At 42.6% G+C, this 20,844-nt stretch carries 16 protein-coding genes and 1 rRNA gene; 14 read left to right on the top strand and 3 right to left on the bottom strand.

The genetic code is table 11. The features are described 5' to 3' along the window. The first annotated feature begins 141 nt into the window (after positions 1-141). From cobA to cysC, 5 genes are read left to right on the top strand one after another with little or no spacing between them, the layout of a single operon-like run. Complete coding sequence (cobA, locus tag OCV27_RS13380) at positions 142-1,005, top strand: uroporphyrinogen-III C-methyltransferase (protein ID WP_125322377.1); 864 nt, start codon at positions 142-144, stop codon at positions 1,003-1,005. Between the two features lie 57 nt (positions 1,006-1,062). After that, positions 1,063-1,971: a sulfate adenylyltransferase subunit CysD gene (cysD, locus tag OCV27_RS13375; protein ID WP_245986790.1), complete on the top strand. Its 909-nt coding sequence runs from the start codon at positions 1,063-1,065 to the stop codon at positions 1,969-1,971. 19 nt (positions 1,972-1,990) lie between these two features. After that, positions 1,991-3,403, top strand: coding sequence for a sulfate adenylyltransferase subunit CysN (gene cysN, locus OCV27_RS13370; RefSeq protein ID WP_125322366.1), 1,413 nt, complete (start codon positions 1,991-1,993; stop codon positions 3,401-3,403). Between the two features lie 21 nt (positions 3,404-3,424). Then, positions 3,425-5,149 carry an SLC13 family permease gene (locus tag OCV27_RS13365; protein ID WP_125322379.1) on the top strand — a complete coding sequence of 575 codons (1,725 nt, stop codon included), beginning with the start codon at positions 3,425-3,427 and terminating at the stop codon, positions 5,147-5,149. Positions 5,150-5,160: 11 nt separating this feature from the next. Continuing rightward, on the top strand, positions 5,161-5,778 hold the full coding sequence (gene cysC, locus OCV27_RS13360; protein WP_125322367.1) for an adenylyl-sulfate kinase: 618 nt from the start codon (positions 5,161-5,163) through the stop codon (positions 5,776-5,778). A gap of 45 nt (positions 5,779-5,823) precedes the next feature. On the opposite strand, the gene OCV27_RS13355 is transcribed toward cysC, so the two are convergent. The 3 genes from OCV27_RS13355 to OCV27_RS13345 all read right to left on the bottom strand — a co-directional run bounded on the left by OCV27_RS13355 (position 5,824) and on the right by OCV27_RS13345 (position 7,719). Then, complete coding sequence (locus OCV27_RS13355) at positions 5,824-6,285, bottom strand: chemotaxis protein CheX (protein ID WP_125322380.1); 462 nt, start codon at positions 6,283-6,285, stop codon at positions 5,824-5,826. Positions 6,286-6,300: 15 nt separating this feature from the next. Then, a complete protein-coding gene (gene zur / locus OCV27_RS13350; RefSeq protein ID WP_125322368.1) occupies positions 6,301-6,759 on the bottom strand; it encodes a zinc uptake transcriptional repressor Zur in 459 nt (152 codons plus the stop codon). A 555-nt stretch (positions 6,760-7,314) separates the two neighbouring features. Next, positions 7,315-7,719, bottom strand: a complete 405-nt coding sequence (locus OCV27_RS13345) for a hypothetical protein (protein ID WP_125322369.1) — start codon at positions 7,717-7,719, stop codon at positions 7,315-7,317. Positions 7,720-8,546: 827 nt separating this feature from the next. Between OCV27_RS13345 and OCV27_RS13340 the strand changes: the two genes are divergently transcribed. The 9 genes from OCV27_RS13340 (at position 8,547) to OCV27_RS13300 (ending at position 20,842) form a co-directional block, all read left to right on the top strand. After that, the gene (locus OCV27_RS13340) at positions 8,547-11,336 is read left to right on the top strand and encodes a hypothetical protein (RefSeq protein ID WP_125322370.1); all 2,790 of its coding nucleotides are present in this window, start codon (positions 8,547-8,549) and stop codon (positions 11,334-11,336) included. A gap of 270 nt (positions 11,337-11,606) precedes the next feature. Next, positions 11,607-12,608 carry a tRNA dihydrouridine(20/20a) synthase DusA gene (gene dusA, locus OCV27_RS13335; protein ID WP_125322371.1) on the top strand — a complete coding sequence of 334 codons (1,002 nt, stop codon included), beginning with the start codon at positions 11,607-11,609 and terminating at the stop codon, positions 12,606-12,608. Positions 12,609-12,777: 169 nt separating this feature from the next. Continuing rightward, complete coding sequence (gene pspG, locus OCV27_RS13330; RefSeq protein ID WP_125322381.1) at positions 12,778-12,987, top strand: envelope stress response protein PspG; 210 nt, start codon at positions 12,778-12,780, stop codon at positions 12,985-12,987. A 90-nt stretch (positions 12,988-13,077) separates the two neighbouring features. Continuing rightward, entirely contained in the window at positions 13,078-13,752 is a 675-nt protein-coding gene (locus OCV27_RS13325) for a TIGR04219 family outer membrane beta-barrel protein (RefSeq protein WP_125322372.1), read from the top strand. Positions 13,753-13,911: 159 nt separating this feature from the next. Beyond that, positions 13,912-14,142 carry a hypothetical protein gene (locus OCV27_RS13320; RefSeq protein ID WP_125322373.1) on the top strand — a complete coding sequence of 77 codons (231 nt, stop codon included), beginning with the start codon at positions 13,912-13,914 and terminating at the stop codon, positions 14,140-14,142. Positions 14,143-14,268: 126 nt separating this feature from the next. After that, on the top strand, positions 14,269-16,110 hold the full coding sequence (locus tag OCV27_RS13315; RefSeq protein ID WP_125322374.1) for an assimilatory sulfite reductase (NADPH) flavoprotein subunit: 1,842 nt from the start codon (positions 14,269-14,271) through the stop codon (positions 16,108-16,110). Continuing rightward, complete coding sequence (cysI, locus tag OCV27_RS13310; protein ID WP_125322375.1) at positions 16,110-17,846, top strand: assimilatory sulfite reductase (NADPH) hemoprotein subunit; 1,737 nt, start codon at positions 16,110-16,112, stop codon at positions 17,844-17,846. The genes OCV27_RS13315 and cysI overlap by 1 nt, the downstream gene beginning before the upstream one ends. Continuing rightward, positions 17,839-18,609 carry a phosphoadenylyl-sulfate reductase gene (locus tag OCV27_RS13305; RefSeq protein ID WP_125322376.1) on the top strand — a complete coding sequence of 257 codons (771 nt, stop codon included), beginning with the start codon at positions 17,839-17,841 and terminating at the stop codon, positions 18,607-18,609. Before cysI ends, OCV27_RS13305 begins: the two co-directional genes overlap by 8 nt. Before the next feature lie 675 nt (positions 18,610-19,284). Further along, positions 19,285-20,842: ribosomal RNA gene (locus OCV27_RS13300) — 16S ribosomal RNA — on the top strand. Positions 20,843-20,844 lie beyond the last annotated feature (2 nt).

Genomic DNA, 20,844 nt, shown 5'->3' with positions numbered 1-20,844 from the left:
TCAGATCGCATCTAGATTCCATGGCTAGGACAAAGCAGCGGCCTTCTTATTGCTAAATGATATAAAAAATAAAATTTTAGAATTTCAAGTAATATAACTGTGGGGCCATAATGCGTTCAAAGACAGGCAAGGAACAGCATGATGGCGGGCAAGGATACGATTTCTCAATTTCCCATTAACAACGTAAGAAAGTCAAATAACCCAAAGGCTCTATATGGAGCGGGGCAAAGTACTTTGCGTGCCGGAGAGGTAGCGTTAATAGGTGCTGGTCCTGGGGATCCTGAGCTTCTGACCCTCAAAGCGCTGCGTTTTATACAGCAGGCAGATGTCGTGTTGTACGACTATCTGGTTTCCGATGACATTCTGGCCTTGATTCCGAGTGACACCATATTGGTGTGTGTTGGTAAACGTGCTGGTCATCACAGCGTTTCTCAGGAAAAGACCAATCAACTATTAGTTGATTTTTCCCAGCAAGGGTATCGCGTTGCAAGAATAAAAGGGGGAGACCCGTTTGTTTTTGGCCGTGGAGGAGAAGAGCTAGAAGTGCTAGCTGATGTAGGTGTTGCTTTTCATGTTGTGCCTGGTATTACGGCTGCTGCTGGTGCCACGGCTTATGCTGGAATTCCCCTCACGCATCGTGATTATGCTCAGAGTGCGATGTTTATCACTGGCCATCTTAAGGCGGATCGAGATGGCATGGATTGGTCTACGTTAGCGCGTGGTAATCAAACCTTAGTGATTTATATGGGATTAATGAAGTCGGAATACATTCAAGGTCAATTGATAAAGCATGGCCGTGCGCCTGACACACCTATAGCGATTATTGAACATGGTACTCAAGCCTGTCAGAAAGTTTTTACTGGTCAACTGTCTGAGTTAGCGATTCTCGCTCAAGATGCGAAGTCGCCGTCTTTGATTGTTGTTGGCGAGGTAGTCTCTTTGTCACGAAAACTGGCATGGTTTGGTGAGCAAGAAAGCTTGCTACCACAGCGACAATTCGCCTAACGATTATTTATTAACCTCTATCAGCTGCTCATGATGAGCTGCAAAGGAAGCACTAACATGGATCAACAAGGTTTAACTCATCTTAGGCAGCTCGAAGCCGAGAGTATTCACATCATTCGAGAAGTGGCGGCAGAGTTTGATAACCCGGTAATGATGTACTCTATCGGCAAAGATTCTTCAGTCATGTTGCATCTTGCCCGCAAGGCTTTTTACCCAGGAAAAATCCCCTTCCCTTTACTCCATGTCGACACTGACTGGAAGTTTAAGGAAATGATCACGTTTCGTGATAAAACGGCCGAAAAATATGGCTTTGAGCTTTTGGTTCATAAGAACCCTGAAGGTTTAGCCATGGGGATTAGTCCATTTGAGCATGGTTCATCTAAGCACACTGATATTATGAAAACACAGGGCCTCAAGCAGGCGCTTAACCACTACGGTTTTGATGCAGCTTTTGGCGGTGCAAGACGCGATGAGGAAAAATCACGAGCCAAAGAAAGAGTGTATTCCTTCCGCGATAAGAACCATACGTGGGATCCGAAAAATCAACGTCCAGAGTTATGGCGTACTTATAACGGTCAGATCAACAAAGGAGAAAGCATACGTGTGTTTCCCCTATCTAATTGGACTGAACTGGATATCTGGCAATACATCTATCTAGAAAACATCGACATAGTTCCTCTGTATTTTTCAGGCAAACGCCCCGTTGTAGAGCGTGATGGCATGCTGATCATGGTGGATGATGAGCGAATGAAACTTGAATCTGGTGAAGTGGTTGAAGAGAAAAATGTTCGTTTTCGTACTCTGGGGTGCTACCCACTGACTGGTGCAATTGAATCTGAGGCCAAAACTTTAACTGGCATCATTGAAGAAATGCTGGTTGCTACGTCGAGTGAAAGACAGGGACGTGCGATCGATCGCGATCAGTCGGGATCGATGGAGCTAAAAAAACGCCAAGGTTATTTCTAAAAGGATCGAAGGAAAGATTATGAACAGTGCAGTGGAAACTCAATTGGCAGAGCTGGGAATAGAAGGTTACTTGACTCAGCATCAACAGAAATCATTACTCAGATTTTTAACCTGTGGCTCGGTTGATGATGGAAAAAGTACTTTAATTGGCCGCTTACTCCATGATTCAAAGCAAATTTACGAAGATCAGTTAGCGGCGGTTCATGCAGATAGCCAGAGGGTTGGTACGACCGGAGAACGGCCAGATTTAGCTTTGTTGGTTGATGGCTTGCAGGCAGAACGAGAGCAGGGCATCACTATTGATGTGGCTTATCGCTATTTCTCGACTAAAAAACGTAAATTTATTATTGCTGATACACCTGGACATGAACAGTACACACGTAATATGGCGACGGGTGCTTCTACTTGTGATCTGGCTGTAATATTGATTGATGCACGTAAAGGTGTACTGGATCAAACTCGGCGTCACTCTTTTATCGCTAATTTACTTGGATTGAAACACTTTATTGTTGCTGTCAACAAAATGGACTTGGTCGAATACTCACAGCTGCGCTTTGAAGAGATTCGTGATGACTACGTAGCATTTGCCAATAAGCTGCATGGTGAAACAGACATACACATCTTACCGCTTTCTGCATTGGAAGGGGACAATGTGGTTGAAGCTAGTAAAAACCTCAGTTGGTTTGACGGCCCCTCTTTATTAGATCTTTTGCAAAATGTTGATGTGAATCAGGCAAAAGAGCACAGTGAATTTCGTTTCCCAGTGCAATATGTCAATCGACCTAATCTCGATTTTCGGGGCTTCTCCGGTACTGTTGCTTCGGGCTGCGTGAAAGTTGGTGACATCATCAAAGTTCTGCCATCAGGTAAAATTTCTCAGGTGACACGCATTGTAACTTTCGATGGGGACTTACCACAGGCACAAGCCGGTTTAGCCGTGACACTCACACTTGAAGACGAGATTGATATTAGCCGTGGTGATTTGATTGTATTGGAGCATGCCAAGGTTGAGCTTAGCCAGCGTTTATCGGCAGACGTCGTTTGGATGACGGAACAACCTTTGGCGGCTGGTCGAGATTATGATATCAAAATTGCTGGTAAGAAAACCATAGGTCATGTGGAGACCATTTGTCACCAATACGATATTAATAACTTGTCCAAGCATGAGGCTCAGTCATTACCACTGAATGGCATTGGTCTTTGTGAGTGGAGATTCAACGAGTCGATTGTGGTCGATGGTTATGATGCAGTGCAAGATAGTGGTGGCTTTATCATTATTGATCGCTTAACCAACGTAACAGTAGGTGCAGGCTTGATTCGTGGGGTATTAAGTGAGCGAGAGCCTTCTCCGAATGAGCGAATGGGTGCATTTGAAAATGAACTGAAAGCGTTAATTCTTAAGCATTTCCCCGAGTGGGACGCCAAAATTTAACTAAATAAGTAGGAAAGTATGATGTGGCAACAGGGATTTGTGTTAGCTGTATTACTAGGCATAATTACTTGCCTTATTGCCACACGTGTCAAGCCGAGCTTTATTTTCGCAGGGGCGGCTTTTATTGCTTTTCTGGCAGGGATGATAGAGCTAAGTGATGTGGCTACAAACTTTACAAACTCTTCGCTGTTGACCTTAGTTTTGTTGATACTGGCATCCAGCGCGCTTGAAAAAACCCGCTTGATAAGCTGGGTAAGTCGTTTATTATCCTCAGGTAAGCTGGGTACAGTTATCGCTAAACTTGGTCTGTCGACAGCATTTTTATCGTCTTTTACCAATAATACAGCTGTGGTGGTTGCCTTGATTGGTGCTATCAAACGCAACCCTACTCATGCTCCATCTAAGCTACTGATCCCTTTATCTTATGCTGCGATACTTGGTGGTACTCTCACCTTGATTGGTACTTCAACCAATCTTATCATTAATAGCTTTGTTGAAGATGCAGGACTACCAAGTCTTGGCTTTTTTGCGCCAACAGCTATTGGATTAGCAGTACTGGTTGCAGGTCTTGTGGTACTCATTCCGCTAAGTTATTTTTTACCTGTCAATGGCACGCAACATGAGGACGAGTTGCCTTATTTTCTCGAAGCGATTGTTGAGCCCAATTCACGCTTAGTTGGCAACAGTATTAGTGATAATAAACTGCGAGATTTGCGCAAGCTATTTCTTGCTGAAGTCATAAGAGAGGGTGAAACAATGCCTTCCGTTGAACCGGACTTTGTGTTGCAAGCAAAAGATAGGTTGCTGTTTTGTGGGGATATTGAAAGTGTTGCTACTTTGCAAGAAATTCGAGGTCTTAGATTATTTGGCCAACACCACCTTAACGGTCAAAGTCTAGTCGAAGTGGTGGTCAGCTCATCGGCAAGCGTGTGCAATAAAACCTTAAAGTCTAGCCAGTTTCGCGAGCATTTTGATGCGGTTGTCGTCGCTATTCGTCGTGGTCATGAGCGATTGCGCGGTGGCCTTGGTAATATCGAGCTTAATGCCGGAGATACTTTAGTTCTGGTGCCAGGTAAGCGGTTTGAGCAAGAACGTCAAGCGCAGAATAAAGAGTTTGTATTGGTCAATGATCTTGATTCTAGCGCTCGTCTTGATAGTCATAAATCCAGGATGGTGTTGCTTGGATTTTCTGGGGTGATAGTAGCGGCTTTATTAGGTGAATTATCTCTGATTAAAGGGCTATCTTTATTTTTAATTGTCTCGCTATTGAGTGGCGTTATTCAATTAGGTGAGCTGAGGCGGCGGTTCCCGCTCGACATTGTTGTTATTGTTGGTTCTGCGCTCTCGATTGCGCAACTGATGCTGTCTTCCGGTCTCTCAGCCACCTTTGGCGACATGTTTATCGCTACATTTAATGGTTGGGGGGTATTTGGTGCTTTGGTTGCGACTTACTTTTTTACCCTGATACTGACAGAATTGGTTACCAATAATGCTGCGGCTGCACTTGCTTTCCCTCTTGGCTATAGTATGGCGTTAGGATATGGGGTCGATCCTATGCCTTTTATTATGGCGGTATTGTTTGGTGCTAGCGCGAGCTTTATATCGCCTTATGGCTATCAGACGAACTTACTGGTTTACAGCCTAGGCCACTACAAATTGGCCGACTATATCAGGGTTGGTATCCCGGTTTCTTTGGTGTACTCATTATTAGTATTGACTTTAATTCCTAAATTCTTTCCATTTTAAAGGACGTGACAATGACAACCCAGTTGCAAGCCCAAGATCTTGATATTACTTGGCATCAACACAAAATTGATAAAGTATTTAGATCTCAAATCAAGCAGCATAAGCCAGTAGTGCTCTGGTTTACTGGTTTATCGGGCGCGGGAAAATCAACCATCGCAGGGGCTTTGGAAAAGACTCTTGCTGAACAGGGCTACCACACTTATCTTTTAGATGGTGATAATGTCCGACATGGGTTGTGTAGTGATCTTGGTTTTTCACAGCAAGATAGGCGAGAGAATATTCGCCGTATTGGTGAGTTGGCAAAACTGATGACAGATGCGGGCTTAATTGTGTTATCAGCTTTCATTTCGCCCTATCGAGAAGAACGTCAGCTTGTTAAAGAGTTGCTTCCTGATGGGGAGTTTCTTGAAGTGTATATTAATACCTCTTTGCAAGTATGTGAGCAGCGAGATCCTAAGGGGTTATACAAAAAAGCTCGAGCAGGTCAAATCGCCAATTTCACAGGTATTGATTCTGACTATCAAGCGCCCATTGCGCCGGATATTGATTTACTGGCCGGAGAAAAATCGATTGAGGTACTGGTGGCAGAATGCTTACGGGTACTAAAAGCACGTAATATTATCGCTTAAAATAAAAAAGCTTCCATTTGGTGGAAGCTTTTTTATAGCAAAGAATTACTCGAAACAGATCTCTATAAATGCGTTACCCCATTCAGAGGTGAAAGGCATGATGATGATAGCGCCTTCACATTTGTGTCGAATAGTGTGTCCTTTTCCAGAGACTACGATAGGTGTCGCCATATCAAAATCAAAGCCACTTTCAGAAAGAATACGTTTAGCTCCGCCTGCCACCATGTTGGTTATTTCGCCGACCATATCAGTGACTTCGTCATTTAGGCCGTTAGGACGTTCGCCCAACATATTTTGCATAATTTCTAGGGCAAGACCTTCATCAAATGTAATTGACATTGAGCCGCGAGTCGGCTGACCAACCATACCAATTAAACCAGAAACATCACCTCGAGCAATTTCGTCTTTCTTGACTCGAGGCTTTTGAGGCTTTAATTCGAGAGAAGCCATTGTTTTTAGCACATTCATCAAAGAGGCTAAAAACGGGTTTATAAATTCGGCGCGCATTATCATGGTGTAATATTATTCCGTCTGTCCAGTTGAACATGACTGACAAATACCGTGGGACTCTATCACATGATTTGTGATCGTAAATCCATGTTTTTCAGCGTTATTTGTCAGTAAAGTTATCAAACTATCCTCTTGAAGTTCAATAACACTGCTGCATTTATCACATATCAACAAATGTGAATAGTGTTTGTGAGCATTGCATGAGTTACATTGGATAAAGCTATTAGTTGATTCAACACGATGGATGAATCCTTGTTCTAGAAGAAAGTCGAGTGCGCGATATACTGTGGGTGGTTTCGCTTGTGGTTCACTCGCCTTTAGCTGTTCCAGTAACTCATATGCACTTGATGCTTTCGGGCTAGCACAGATCAATTCGAAAACCCTTTTCCTCTGAGGGGTAAGTCTCACTCCTCGTGCTGCACACATCTCTTCAATTTGTTTTATTAACTTGTGGTCCAAATTTTTCACCAATCACCATTGGACATAGTAATAATATACCATTTCTAGATGAATATCGTTTATCGAACAGTATTTCTGATAAAGCAGTCAGTGGTTAGATCCCGTTTTTGGTTTCTATAACTGCTTTTAACTCTATACGTTACCTTATTCCAATGTAAAACGATACTGCTAGAAGCGGAAGGGAGTGCTAACTTTATGGATTGGATTTAGTTACATCTCATGTTATAGAACAAAAAAAACGCATAAATAACTTTATTGTCATTAAATGAGCTATCTCTGTCGAGTCAACGAATGATGTAAATAATGATCTACATTGGTAATGGGTGGGGTTTTTACACTAAAAGGTGAGTGGAGAGGCAAATTCTACAATAGACAGAAAATTAGATATTTATATTCATTGTGTTTTGTTCTTTGTGTTTTAGGATAATCGTTCCTACGGGTGGTTTTAATGATTTTTATTTGCTTCATGGAACGGTGCTGGCCCCCAACTCACACATTTGGGTCAGCCATTTTTTCTGATCACCTGTGCTTAAGAGAGTTCACATTGAGGTTTGCGTATGAGTAAAATTATACACGCAGCTGAAAGTTTGACTCAATTCGAGAGGTACCATGGATATAGTAAGTACGATAAGAATTGATAATATATTTTGAACCATCTGCTCGTAATACTTCAAATAACTCCCAGTAGGATGTACCACTGTCGGCAGGTTGAGGTTGATAGCCAGATGGACAACTTAGTGCCAAAGCTTGTAAGTCTGATTCATTAACTCGAAAGACATTGAAGTATCGTCCATTTTCTTCAGTCACCCTTGCCCAGCGACCATAAATGATTGAGTAGTCATCATTGTGATCTAAATGCCATTCCCAATCACTACCATCGGCTAAACCACAATAGACGTACGTTGAGATTTGAGCCTGAGTCGACATCGCCATAAGTGCTGTAGTACAAGCAAGTAATTGTTTTATTTTCATTATATAAGACCGCGTGCATATTATAGAGTTTAACTATGGTTGGGCTTTTACGTGAAATATGGTGAGAATTTGACAGTAAACATTACAAATCAATCACTTATATTGTTTTTCTTTGTGCGTGATATACAGAAAATAACAAAAGAAACAGTTAGTAAACAATATGAGCTTGAGTTCATATTGTTTTTGCCGTATGTTTTGCTCATCCTTAATCGGGATATATGCACTATATGCATTCATGTTTGTCTTTTAACTCTGTACAACTTTGCTGGCCGTATTGATTACGGTCAGCTTTTTTTATTTTAGTACATTGATAGTTCAGCAAAGCCGCAAGAGTCGATGTCAATCACATAAAGCAGTCATTCGGTCTTGAGTATTTACTTTAATTCGGGAAATGATACGCAAAATACTGATGAAAAAGCTTAAATAAGCGACATATTTGTATCCACATACCAATATTGATTATGCTTACCTTGCCTCAAGGTAATTAGTATGTGATGGGTTGTTAATGAGACTTTAGCTGGCTTCTCCGTGCCAGCTTTTTTTTGCCTGAAATGAGGATCCTGTCTAAACACTTTAACTGCAAACTTAATCACCTTTTATGTCTAATTCCGTATTTTCTTTAGAGCTGAAGTAGTTGCTTTGAAGTCCTTGAACATTAAATCACTAACCAAATCATTTATCTAATTGAATCGACCAACTCATTGTAATCAATGGATAAACTCAAATGGAAATGGTACTTGTTATCACTTATATTATGCATCCCGGCACGCTGGGAAGGCGTGAGCTTAGTGTTCACAGAGTAATAGTAATTAATTTATAGGTCCAAAATGTTATCAGCTGTAAAACAGTCCCAAGAAACGTCATTTGACACGGCTAATCAAAAAAATGAAAGTAGAGAGGTTATCTCTATTGCAAAGGTGGAAAATACCAAGCGAGCAATAAAGCTACCTCAGACAACAGTTTTGAATCCTGATAGAAAAAATATTAGAGCTAATGTTGTGCGTCTGGATGACCGAGCATTATTGAAAAATGAAATACAATCCTTGAGTAAAGAATTTGATGTGCAAATAGCACGTCGTGGTTTTTCTTCATGGGAGTTAACCAGTGAGTTATATAACAAGATACGGGTATTTGATTCTCTGAAGTCACTCAAAGACTATTTACAAGGTAACTATTCTAGTGATAAATCGCTGGCATCAAACATAGAGCAGACATGGGATGTAGAAATAACTCGTTCATCAAACACAAACTACCCATGGAAAGTTAGCGGCGGTGCGCTGGAGCAAAGCTTTCGTTTCCCATCATTGGAAAAAATGAAGCAAGCTCTGCAAGGTGGTTTTTTGAAACACAGAGCGAAACATATGGTCGCTATGGAGAGAATGATAAGAGGTCGTGATGTTCATAATGTGACCTCTTTTACTCCAAACGAGTCGGGGCCAGTACTGGTTATTGATGGCGGTGACGACCTTGCTGTAAGTTTGGAGAATTCAGGTCTACCACGCTCTTTGGTTTTAGCTGCGCAAAGTACTCTTTTATACCCCGTCTTTGCTGGTGTAGTGTTTACTGGTTGGAAAGGGGCTAAGGAAGAATCAGATGAGACTCGTGAGGCTTTTACTGCTCTTATAGCTGAGCAAAATACGCTGAGAGAAGATATTGGCGGCGCAGTAATGGAGGCACTAAGTGATGAGTTAGTGCTAAAAGAGCAACTTATTAATGCCGTTGATAAAAACCAAATAGAAAATATCCAAAGTGCGCTACTTGAACAGCTCAAATTTAAGGCCAATGTACTAGAATCGGTCAAACCCATTTTAAAATCAGGTAAACAAGCCGACGGTGACCTTAAAACACTCACAGATAATATTGCCACGCTAAAACAGCTTAAGGAAGAATTATTTAGCCATAATCAGGTGATGAGCACTAAGGCAGATCTTGATATCACTGTACTTCCCGAGAATGTGCAAAAGCTGTTAACGACTAATAACCAAAGCCAGTTATTTGATCCGTCCTCACCAGAATGTCATGAATTTCTTCAGCAAGTTGCTAAATTTAAAGCCAATCAGGATGATAAAGTGGCCAAATTTGCTGATGCTTATGTGGCTTCTGCATTTACCGAATCTGGTCTAAGTGGCATGTATTGGGGCATGATTTCATTTGAGGCTAGAGCAACGATAGAGGCGCTGGCAGGTACTTCAGTGCAAACCTTGACTAATGCTTTGTCTCAAGTTGGTGATGCGTTTAATGTGGTAGGCCAAGCACAAATGGTGGTGGCTGGTTTAACTAAAACAGCGCTTGGAATCCATGAAGCTAAGTCTTTAAACGATTGGTTAGATCAGATCCGTGACTCAAAAGTATTAGATAGCTCGGATAAAGATCTAACAGAAGTTAAAGGAATTCTAAGTCAATTTAATCGTCATCAACGTAATGTCGTGATTGCAGAAACGCTCGGTAACTCAGTGCTTACTCTCGGACAGCTAGGTATGATACTTGGTGGACCTCTTGGGACAGGCATTGCGCCTGTGCTTTATGCTGGCGTTGGCGCGACTATTGGAGGGGTTGGATTAAGTCAAATCGCTGCTCAGTATTCCAACAAGGTATTTGAAGTCTCTGATGAGAAGTCAGACAAAGAGAAAGAGATCAGCCGCTGGTCTGAGCCCGGTAAAACCCCATTCGAAGTCATTCAACGCAGGATCAAAAAGCTCTATGAACTGAGCCAAGATCAAGCGCTACCAAAAGTGTGGCTAAACATCTTCCAAACCGCTGTTAAGAACCCAGACAAAAACGCCAGTGAGACTTTACAAGCTGCGGGTAAACCTTTGCTTAAATATGGTGAAGAGCATTCTGGGCATTACAGAAAGCTGTACCGCGAAGCTTTTGATAAGATCAATGCCGATAACTCGACGCTTGAAGTGATAGAAAAAGCAAAACAGGCGCTCAATAAGCAAGATAACTACACTGGCTTTTCTGCCTTTGTAGCGCAGCATATTGCCAAGCAGCAAAATATTGATATTCAGCCGCAAAATAAAAACGAGCGATTTGATCAGATTGATTCTTTGTTTAAGTTCGCCGAAGAGCAGGGCTTTGCCAATGATTTTGAACGTCGAATTGTAAAAAGATTAACCAGTAAAAACGGTTACCTTGGCAAGAAAGAGGGCAAAGTTGACTCGAGTGATTATATCAGTGTGATTGAAGCAAACAAATCTAAAAAGCCTTGGCAAATTCCTAACCCAATTGCGCCTGCGGTGAATTTATATCGCTTGGCTAAACAATTGATTAAGCCTATTGTTGGACGAGAGTTTATGTCGTCAGCGATCAATATCCCGGGAAACTGGGGCCATAAAGATACCTCGGTTTATGTATTTAATCGTGATAAGTTTTTAGCAGATTTAGAAAGCTCAAGTGATAATAGCGCTCATGTAGACGATGTGTGCCGTGCTATTTTCACCCCGCAAATGACCAGTGAGGTTAAAAATTGGGTTGGCAAGGACAATCGCCACGTGTTTGAAGAATCGATGCGCAAGATAGGCAAGCAAACACTACGTGATAATGTACTGCGCCCAATCGTCCACGGAGCGTCTGAGCAAATCAAACTCGCCGACCAAATCGAAAGCCTTCAGTAATACACGACCAGTTCTATTAATACACACATAATAGAGCTGGATGTAAGGTATTATCAAAGCAACAATCCACCTAACCTTGAAAGAGGTTAGGTGTTTTTTACAAGTTAAAAAAGCGCATTCTTTTTCTGAATTTTTTCGATTCTGCGTGTATAATCTGCCGATTATTTTTAACTACGATATTCACAATAAACCAGGTATAGGCGGTTTTCGTGTTTTTTTGTAGCCAATTTCTGTAGTGATTTACAGTCGTAAGATTTTGAGTAACACCTTATGAAACCTGACAATACCAGAAAATACGCCGCCAACCGATTTTCAATAGCACCTATGTTGGATTGGACCGATCGTCATTGTCGCTACTTTCATCGTTTGTTGACCGGTGAGTCTTTGCTCTATACCGAGATGATCACGACAGGGGCGATTATTCACGGTAAAGGTGACTTTTTGGCCCATAACCAAGAAGAGCATCCGCTTGCGCTTCAGCTTGGTGGTTCAAACCCACAAGACTTGGCCATTTGCGCTAAGCTTGCGCAGCAAAGAGGCTACGATGAGGTTAACCTCAATGTTGGTTGCCCATCAGATAGAGTGCAAAACGGTCGTTTTGGTGCTTGCTTAATGGCTGAACCTCAGCTGGTGGCAGATTGTATTGCCGCGATGCGAGATGTGGTAGATATCCCAGTGACAGTGAAAACTCGCATTGGTATCGATGAGCAGGACTCTTATCAATTTTTGAGCGACTTTGTATCGATTGTCGCTGACAAAGGGGGCTGTGAACAGTTTACTATTCATGCCCGTAAAGCGTGGTTATCTGGCTTAAGCCCAAAGCAAAACCGAGAGATCCCACCGCTGGACTATCCACGTGCCTATCAGCTTAAGCAAGACTTTGCCGATCTTAACATTGCCATTAATGGTGGTGTAAAAATGCTTGAAGAGGCAAAAGAACATCTTACGTATTTAGATGGTGTTATGGTTGGCCGTGAAGCGTACCAAAATCCTTACCTACTCGCTCAGGTTGACCAAGACATTTTTGGTTTGGATACGCCGGTGAAAAAGCGCACTCAAGTGGTGGAAGAGATGTACCCGTATATTGAGAAGCAGTTATCAAACGGCGCTTACCTTGGTCATATCACTCGTCATATGTTGGGCCTTTTCCAGAACATGCCAGGCGCGCGCCAGTGGCGCCGTTATATTAGTGAAAACGCCCACAAGCCAGGCTCTGGTGTTGAAGTCGTAGAAACGGCTTTGAGTAAAATTCCCCAAGAGCTGAATGTGTAAATATTACCTATTGATGACTAGAATGTGGTGAATTTCACCAGTTATGATTGTTTATTTAAAGAGCGCTGTATTCAGCGCTCTTTTTATTTCTATATAAATCAGATTCTTAAGTTTAAATATAAAACTTGGCGTAGTTTCTGCAATGTTACTGTTAACAAAGGAGAAAATGATGCTAGAACTGATCTTTATATTGGTTTTTATTGCCACCTTGCTGGTAACAGGCTTTACTATGCTAACTGTCTTCGCTGCTGCTGGCTTTGGTTTATTAGTGATGGCCTTATTTGGAATGGTCGGTGCTGTGTTTAAGCTCATTCCATACCTTATTGTCATTGCAATAGGTATTTGGTTTTTCAAAAATTACGTATGTAAACACCGCTAATTCGCGCAGGAATTTGACAATTCTCCGCCTACAGAATGTGTTATTATCGCTGCAACATCTTCATGGTAGATAGGCTCAGGAGTTCAAGAAATGAACAAAACAGCACTAGTAGCGATGACTGCAGTTGCAATGTCAATGGCAAGTTTTGCAGCGATAGCAGAGGATTCTGTGGTGGCAAAAGTGGGTGCTGAAGCGTGGTGGATAGAAACCGAAGTTAATGAAGTTGACCGCGATAAAGAAGTAACGCCCTCTATCTATGTAGCCATTGAGCACGACTTTAAATATGTCCCCAATGCTAGGTTAAGAACCACTGGTGTTGATAACGAATATATGGCGTTTGATAAGCTGGACTTAACTCTGTACTACCCTGTTTTAGAACATGATTTATTGTATTTTGATGCGGGTATTACGTTCAGTGACCTAAGTAATACCAAATACAAAAATGCTGATAATGGCCAAACAAAAGATTTTAATGAATTGTTATGGGCCTTTTATGGTTATGCAGAAATAACTGTGCCAGACACTAACTTTGATATCATTGGTGAAATGAATTTTGGTGACAGCAGCGGTATCAAGAGTACCGATCTTATGGCAGGGATGCAGTATCGTATGCCGATTAAAGACTCGACATTAACCTTTCGTGGTGGTTATCGCGTAATTGACCTTGAATCTGATGAGTTTAAAGCGACTACAACCAATACCATATTGGGTAAGCCTTTTATCATGGCTAACGGCTTTTTCATCGGAGCGGAATACAGTTTCTAGCCATTATTAAATTAAGATTAAGATAAATCAAAACGCTGCGTAATATCGCAGCGTTTTTTATTCCCATTAGTTATAACATGGTGGTTTTTATTAGCAGTTCTTTGTCCTGTAGGCCATGATTAATGGTGATCGTTATCATTAGTTATGGGAAGGATTCTTATGACGATAAATGAACTTAGAAATCTTTACCGAGAAGAACAGCTCGTTGAAGCCATTATTGAACCCTCGGCCCAGGAAGGAACTTGGATCGTTGAATTTCGTCATGCCCGTGGTGGTTTTGTTCTGCTTACCGATGTTCACGGTGAAGAGTGTCATTATCCAGATTTAGATCTAGCGTCGAAATCTGCCATGGCTGTTGGCTTTACTCAAGTTCGTGTAGAGGTAGATTGATCGCTTGCGATGAAAAAACAAGCTTTCTTTAATTCAAAAAGTTATAAAACATTCATTTCTATTCTTTCTTGTTATTAAAGAGAGTGGTTAATCTAACATAATGCAATGAATAGGGATGTCGAAACCATGTCTTTAAATAACAAGGTGCCACCTTCTGGGCTGGCGCCAGAACTACCGTCAATCGCTTCCCCCTTAAATGACCAACAGTTGAACTCGCTTCAGCAAACCATTTCAGAATTGTCACCACAGCAATTGTCATGGGTCAGTGGTTATTTTTGGGGATTATCTCAAGCTCAATTTTCTGAGCAAGCAGCATCAAGTGTTCAGGTTGCGTTGGCTGCCAAGCCTGCGGGGAAACTGAGTATTATTTTTGCTTCTCAAACTGGTAATGCTAAAGGTGTGGCTGAAGCGCTAGAAAGTGAGGCCGCCGCTCAAGGTATTGCCGTTCAGCTATACGACGCCAGTGACTACAAAGGTAAGCAGCTAGCCAAAGAAACCCATGTAATTATTGTTGCTTCGACCAATGGTGAAGGTGAAGCGCCGGATAATGCTATTGAGCTACACGAGTTTCTTCAATCGAAGAAAGCGCCTAAATTGCCAAATTTACAATATGGCGTAATTGCGTTGGGTGATTCGAGCTACGAATTTTTCTGCCAGACAGGAAAAGATTTTGACTCTTGCCTTGCAAAACTTGGCGCTAATTCCTTTATCGAGCGCATTGATTGTGATGTTGATTATGAAGCCGACGCAGTTAACTGGCGCCAAAAAGCATTAGAGCAGGTAAAACAAGACCTAGCATCGACCAACAGCGAAGCTCAAGTCGTGCAGTTGCCAATTGGTCAAGCCTCACCATCGCCTTACAATAAAAAACACCCTTACCCTGCCACATTGCTGACAAATCAGAAAATAACAGGTCGCCAATCTGGCAAGGATGTACGTCATATTGAGATTGATTTAGAGGGTTCGAGTTTAAGTTATCAGCCGGGAGACGCACTTGGTGTGTGGTTTGAAAATAGCTCTGACTTAGCCAATGCCATATTGGCCAAGGTGTCACTATCTGGCGTTGAAAGCATCGAGCTTGATGGCAAAAGCCTATCTATTCATAGCGCATTGGTTAGCCAGTTCGAAATCACCGCTGCTAATCCACAGTTTGTGGCTAAGTTTGCCGAGTATTCAGGGAGTAAAAAATTACTCAAACTGGCAGAAAACAAAGACAAGCTGCGTGAATACGCCAACCAGACCCAGATTGTTGATGTGCTCAATGAAAAGAAAACCCAATTATCAGCGCAAGAATTAGTGAGCATGCTGCGTCGCCTTACGCCACGTTTATATTCGATTGCATCGAGTCAAAGTGAGGTGGAGCAGGAGGTGCACTTAACGGTAGGTTTGGTTGAATATCAGCAAGGTGGTGAGCAACGTTTTGGTGGTGCATCGAGTTTTCTCAATTGTCGACTTGATGAAGGCGCAGAAGTGAAAGTATTTGTTGAGCATAATAACAATTTTAAGCTTCCAGCGGATGATAGTACTCCCATTATTATGATAGGGCCAGGGACAGGTATTGCACCATTTCGCAGTTTTATCCAAGAGCGTGATACTCGGGAGGCACAAGGTAAGAATTGGCTGTTTTTTGGCGATCGTACATTTACTCAGGACTTTCTCTATCAGTCTGAGTGGCAAAAGTATCTTAAATCTGGCGTGCTTAATCATCTTGATGTGGCATTTAGTCGCGATCAGAGCGAAAAAGTTTACGTTCAACATCGTATTTTGGATAAGGGTGAAGAAGTGTGGAGCTGGCTTGAGCAAGGCGCTTATATCTATGTTTGTGGTGACGCGTCGCGTATGGCAAAAGATGTTCATCAAGCCTTAATCCATGTCGTCGAACAATATGGAAAAAGATCGCGAGATGATGCCGAAGAATTTATTAATCAGCTACGCAAAGAAAAACGTTATCAAAAGGATGTCTACTAATGAGCACTTCAATAACCAATAATACTCAACTTTTATTAGGGGAAGAGCTGGGCCCTTTGGCGGACAATGAACGTTTAAAAAAAGAGAGTAATTTTCTGCGCGGTACGATCGAGCAGGAACTGCAAGATCCTATCACTGGTGGATTTACGGCTGATAACTTCCAGCTTATCCGGTTCCACGGTATGTATCAGCAAGATGATCGTGATATTCGTAATGAACGTGTAAAACAAAAACTTGAGCCTTTGCATAATGTGATGCTTCGAGCGCGTATGCCTGGGGGGATTATTTCACCGCAGCAGTGGCTAGCGATCGATAAGTTTGCGACTGAACATTCTCTGTATGGCAGTATTCGCTTAACCACACGCCAGACGTTCCAATTTCATGGTGTATTGAAACCCAATATTAAACTTATGCATCAAACGCTAAATAGCATTGGTATTGATTCTATTGCCACAGCGGGGGATGTTAACCGCAATGTGTTATGTACCACTAATCCGGTGGAGTCAGAACTTCACCAACAAGCTTATCAATGGGCTAAAAAGATCAGTGAGCACCTATTACCCAAGACCAAAGCTTATGCAGAAATTTGGCTTGATGGAGAAAAAGTAGAGACCACGGAAGACGACGAGCCAATTTTAGGTAATCACTATTTGCCCCGTAAGTTTAAAACTACAGTCGTCATACCGCCGCAAAATGATGTAGATGTTCATGCCAATGACCTAAATTTTGTTGCTATTGCTAAAGAAGGCAAGCTGGTGGGCTTTAATGTTCTTGTGGGTGGTGGTTTGGCCATGACTCATGGGGATACATCAACTTACCCTAGGCGTGCCGATGATTTTGGTTATATCCCACTAGATAAAACTCTTGATGTTGCTACTGCGGTGGTGACTACTCAGCGAGACTGGGGTAACCGGTCAAATCGTAAAAATGCTAAAACAAAATACACGTTAGATCGCGTTGGTAGTGATGTGTTTAAGGCGGAAGTAGAAAAGCGTTCCGGAGTGCTGTTTGCAAAGAGTCGACCTTACGAATTTACCGAGCGAGGGGATCGAATAGGCTGGGCTAAAGGCATTGATGGTAAGCACCACTTGACGCTCTTTATAGAAAATGGCCGCCTGCTGGACTACCCAAATAAGCCGCTCAAATCAGGTGTAGCAGAGATTGCTAAGATTCACCAAGGCGATTTTCGTATGACGGCCAACCAAAATCTTATTGTTGCTGGCATATCGAGTAAAGATAAAGCCCAAATAGAGAAAATCGCACTGTCGCATGGTTTGATGGATCAAACTGTTAGTGAGCAACGTAAGAATTCCATGGCTTGTGTGGCATTTCCAACTTGTCCTTTAGCAATGGCAGAAGCTGAGCGCTTTCTGCCTCAGTTTGTCACTGATGTAGAAAATATACTCGATAAGCATGAATTTCCTGAGCAAGACAACATTATTTTACGTGTTACAGGATGCCCAAATGGGTGTGGACGAGCTATGTTGGCAGAGATTGGTTTAGTAGGTAAGGCGCCAGGTCGATATAATTTGCACTTAGGCGGAAATCGTGGTGGAACGCGAGTACCTAAGATGTACAAAGAAAACATCACAGATAAACAGATATTAGAAGAAATCGATCATCTAGTTGGGCGCTGGTCGAGTGAACGCGAAGAAGGTGAGCACTTCGGAGACTTTACGATTCGCGCAGGTATTATTGATGAGGTGATAGTGTCTAAGAGGGATTTTTATGAATGATTCTGTTATTGAAAAGCCAGACTTAGATTATTTACTCAGTACAACAAAAACTGAGCAAACGCTAAACTTGGCGAAAATCAACGTTCAACTTGAAAAGCAAACTGCCCAGGAAAGGGTGAGTTGGGCCGTAGAGCACCTTGAAGGCGTGCATGCTATCTCATCGAGTTTTGGTGTTCAAGCGGCAGTAATGTTGCATCTTGTTACCCAAGTAAAACCGAATATCCCAGTCATACTCACCGATACGGGCTATCTATTTGCTGAAACTTATCAATTTATCGACGAGTTGACTGACAAGTTAAACCTCAATCTAAAGATCTACCGCTCGCTGCAAAGTACAGCTTGGCAAGAAGCTCGCCACGGTAAATTGTGGGAACAAGGGGTTGAAGGAATTGAGAAATATAACCGTATTAATAAGGTTGAACCTATGCGGCGAGCACTCAATGAGCTTAATGTAAAAGTTTGGTTTTCAGGGCTGCGCCGCGAACAATCGAATTCACGTGCACATTTACCGATATTATCTGTCCAAAATGGGGTATTTAAGTTTCTACCTATTATCGATTGGACTAATAAAGATGTGCACTATTACTTAGAAGAGTATCATTTGGGTTATCACCCTTTGAGAGATGAAGGTTATTTGTCTGTTGGGGATACACATACGACTCAGAAATGGGAACCTGGTATGAGTGAAGAGCAAACACGTTTCTTTGGTCTAAAGCGGGAATGTGGTCTTCATGATGATGAGAGTGATGGTTCAGGCATATAGTGAGCATTTATATATTCATTAAAGACTGCTTAAAGCGGTCTTTAATTTCATATGTTGAACTCGCACCTGTGGATAACTCTGTGAATATTACCTTTAAAGTCTATGGGTAAACTTGAATAAATAGAAGCTTGAATGAATATTAGGCACTTAGGCATTGTTTTTCCAGTTTTTTCAATTTACCTCTTGCTAATGTGATAGCGATCTCTATAATGCTTCCTCGTCGACAGGGCAAGGGCTCACAGCTCAATAAGCCATGTTGATAGGCCAAAAAAGAAATATAAAATAATTTAAAAAGTGTTTGACACTAAATTTTATATCGCTAGAATGGCCGACTCTTCTTTAAGAGTTAACGAAATCAAAGAAGAATTGCTCTTTAACAATATAAACCTATCAATCTGTGTGGGCACTCGTTGATGATAATCCAAAAATGATTCTATTGAATCACTTTAGGTATCAATGAACTGAGTGACCAATACAAATAACGACTTTCTCTTGTAGAAAGGCATTATTTGGCACAGTCAATTCATTATCGTTCTGTTCCTATTTATTTAAGAAGAGAACGATAATAGCTTTAGAATTACATGTTTCTGTTTATTTTCGAATAAGCGGTAAATATTAGTTTTGAAGTCAGTATTCATTGAGCCCAATCCTATTTAGTTAGGAAATCAAAACTTTAAATTGAAGAGTTTGATCATGGCTCAGATTGAACGCTGGCGGCAGGCCTAACACATGCAAGTCGAGCGGAAACGAGAAGTAGCTTGCTACTTCGGCGTCGAGCGGCGGACGGGTGAGTAATGCCTGGGAAATTGCCTTGATGTGGGGGATAACCATTGGAAACGATGGCTAATACCGCATAATGCTTTTGTTTGTAATGAACGGAAGCCAAAGAGGGGGACCTTCGGGCCTCTTGCGTCAAGATATGCCCAGGTGGGATTAGCTAGTTGGTGAGGTAATGGCTCACCAAGGCGACGATCCCTAGCTGGTCTGAGAGGATGATCAGCCACACTGGAACTGAGACACGGTCCAGACTCCTACGGGAGGCAGCAGTGGGGAATATTGCACAATGGGCGCAAGCCTGATGCAGCCATGCCGCGTGTATGAAGAAGGCCTTCGGGTTGTAAAGTACTTTCAGCAGTGAGGAAGGTGGATGTGTTAATAGCGCATTCATTTGACGTTAGCTGCAGAAGAAGCACCGGCTAACTCCGTGCCAGCAGCCGCGGTAATACGGAGGGTGCGAGCGTTAATCGGAATTACTGGGCGTAAAGCGCATGCAGGTGGATGATTAAGTCAGATGTGAAAGCCCGGGGCTCAACCTCGGAATAGCATTTGAAACTGGTCATCTAGAGTACTGTAGAGGGGGGTAGAATTTCAGGTGTAGCGGTGAAATGCGTAGAGATCTGAAGGAATACCAGTGGCGAAGGCGGCCCCCTGGACAGATACTGACACTCAGATGCGAAAGCGTGGGGAGCAAACAGGATTAGATACCCTGGTAGTCCACGCCGTAAACGATGTCTACTTGGAGGTTGTGGCCTTGAGCCGTGGCTTTCGGAGCTAACGCGTTAAGTAGACCGCCTGGGGAGTACGGTCGCAAGATTAAAACTCAAATGAATTGACGGGGGCCCGCACAAGCGGTGGAGCATGTGGTTTAATTCGATGCAACGCGAAGAACCTTACCTACTCTTGACATCCAGAGAAGCCAGCGGAGACGCAGGTGTGCCTTCGGGAGCTCTGAGACAGGTGCTGCATGGCTGTCGTCAGCTCGTGTTGTGAAATGTTGGGTTAAGTCCCGCAACGAGCGCAACCCTTATCCTTGTTTGCCAGCGAGTAATGTCGGGAACTCCAGGGAGACTGCCGGTGATAAACCGGAGGAAGGTGGGGACGACGTCAAGTCATCATGGCCCTTACGAGTAGGGCTACACACGTGCTACAATGGCGCATACAGAGGGCGGCCAACTTGCAAAAGTGAGCGAATCCCAAAAAGTGCGTCGTAGTCCGGATTGGAGTCTGCAACTCGACTCCATGAAGTCGGAATCGCTAGTAATCGTGGATCAGAATGCCACGGTGAATACGTTCCCGGGCCTTGTACACACCGCCCGTCACACCATGGGAGTGGGCTGCAAAAGAAGTAGGTAGTTTAACCCTCGGGAGAACGCTTACCACTTTGTGGTTCATGACTGGGGTGAAGTCGTAACAAGGTAGCGCTAGGGGAACCTGGCGCTGGATCACCTCCTTATA

The sequence above is a fragment of the Vibrio pectenicida genome (genome assembly GCA_024347015.1).
In the GTDB taxonomy this organism is placed as follows: domain Bacteria; phylum Pseudomonadota; class Gammaproteobacteria; order Enterobacterales; family Vibrionaceae; genus Vibrio; species Vibrio pectenicida.
Note: the sequence above shows the minus strand (reverse complement) of the source record. Positions and strands in the feature narration are given on the sequence as shown.

Excerpts from the sequence above, each read along its gene's own strand:
- cobA (WP_125322377.1), top strand. The coding sequence starts at position 142 with ATGGCGGGCAAGGATACGATTTCTCAATTTCCCATTAACAACGTAAGA.
- cysD (WP_245986790.1), top strand. The coding sequence starts at position 1,063 with ATGGATCAACAAGGTTTAACTCATCTTAGGCAGCTCGAAGCCGAGAGT.
- cysN (WP_125322366.1), top strand. The coding sequence starts at position 1,991 with ATGAACAGTGCAGTGGAAACTCAATTGGCAGAGCTGGGAATAGAAGGT.
- OCV27_RS13365 (WP_125322379.1), top strand. The coding sequence starts at position 3,425 with ATGTGGCAACAGGGATTTGTGTTAGCTGTATTACTAGGCATAATTACT.
- cysC (WP_125322367.1), top strand. The coding sequence starts at position 5,161 with ATGACAACCCAGTTGCAAGCCCAAGATCTTGATATTACTTGGCATCAA.
- OCV27_RS13355 (WP_125322380.1), bottom strand. The coding sequence starts at position 6,285 with ATGCGCGCCGAATTTATAAACCCGTTTTTAGCCTCTTTGATGAATGTG.
- OCV27_RS13345 (WP_125322369.1), bottom strand. The coding sequence starts at position 7,719 with ATGAAAATAAAACAATTACTTGCTTGTACTACAGCACTTATGGCGATG.
- OCV27_RS13340 (WP_125322370.1), top strand. The coding sequence starts at position 8,547 with ATGTTATCAGCTGTAAAACAGTCCCAAGAAACGTCATTTGACACGGCT.
- dusA (WP_125322371.1), top strand. The coding sequence starts at position 11,607 with ATGAAACCTGACAATACCAGAAAATACGCCGCCAACCGATTTTCAATA.
- pspG (WP_125322381.1), top strand. The coding sequence starts at position 12,778 with ATGCTAGAACTGATCTTTATATTGGTTTTTATTGCCACCTTGCTGGTA.
- OCV27_RS13325 (WP_125322372.1), top strand. The coding sequence starts at position 13,078 with ATGAACAAAACAGCACTAGTAGCGATGACTGCAGTTGCAATGTCAATG.
- OCV27_RS13320 (WP_125322373.1), top strand. The coding sequence starts at position 13,912 with ATGACGATAAATGAACTTAGAAATCTTTACCGAGAAGAACAGCTCGTT.
- OCV27_RS13315 (WP_125322374.1), top strand. The coding sequence starts at position 14,269 with ATGTCTTTAAATAACAAGGTGCCACCTTCTGGGCTGGCGCCAGAACTA.
- cysI (WP_125322375.1), top strand. The coding sequence starts at position 16,110 with ATGAGCACTTCAATAACCAATAATACTCAACTTTTATTAGGGGAAGAG.
- OCV27_RS13305 (WP_125322376.1), top strand. The coding sequence starts at position 17,839 with ATGAATGATTCTGTTATTGAAAAGCCAGACTTAGATTATTTACTCAGT.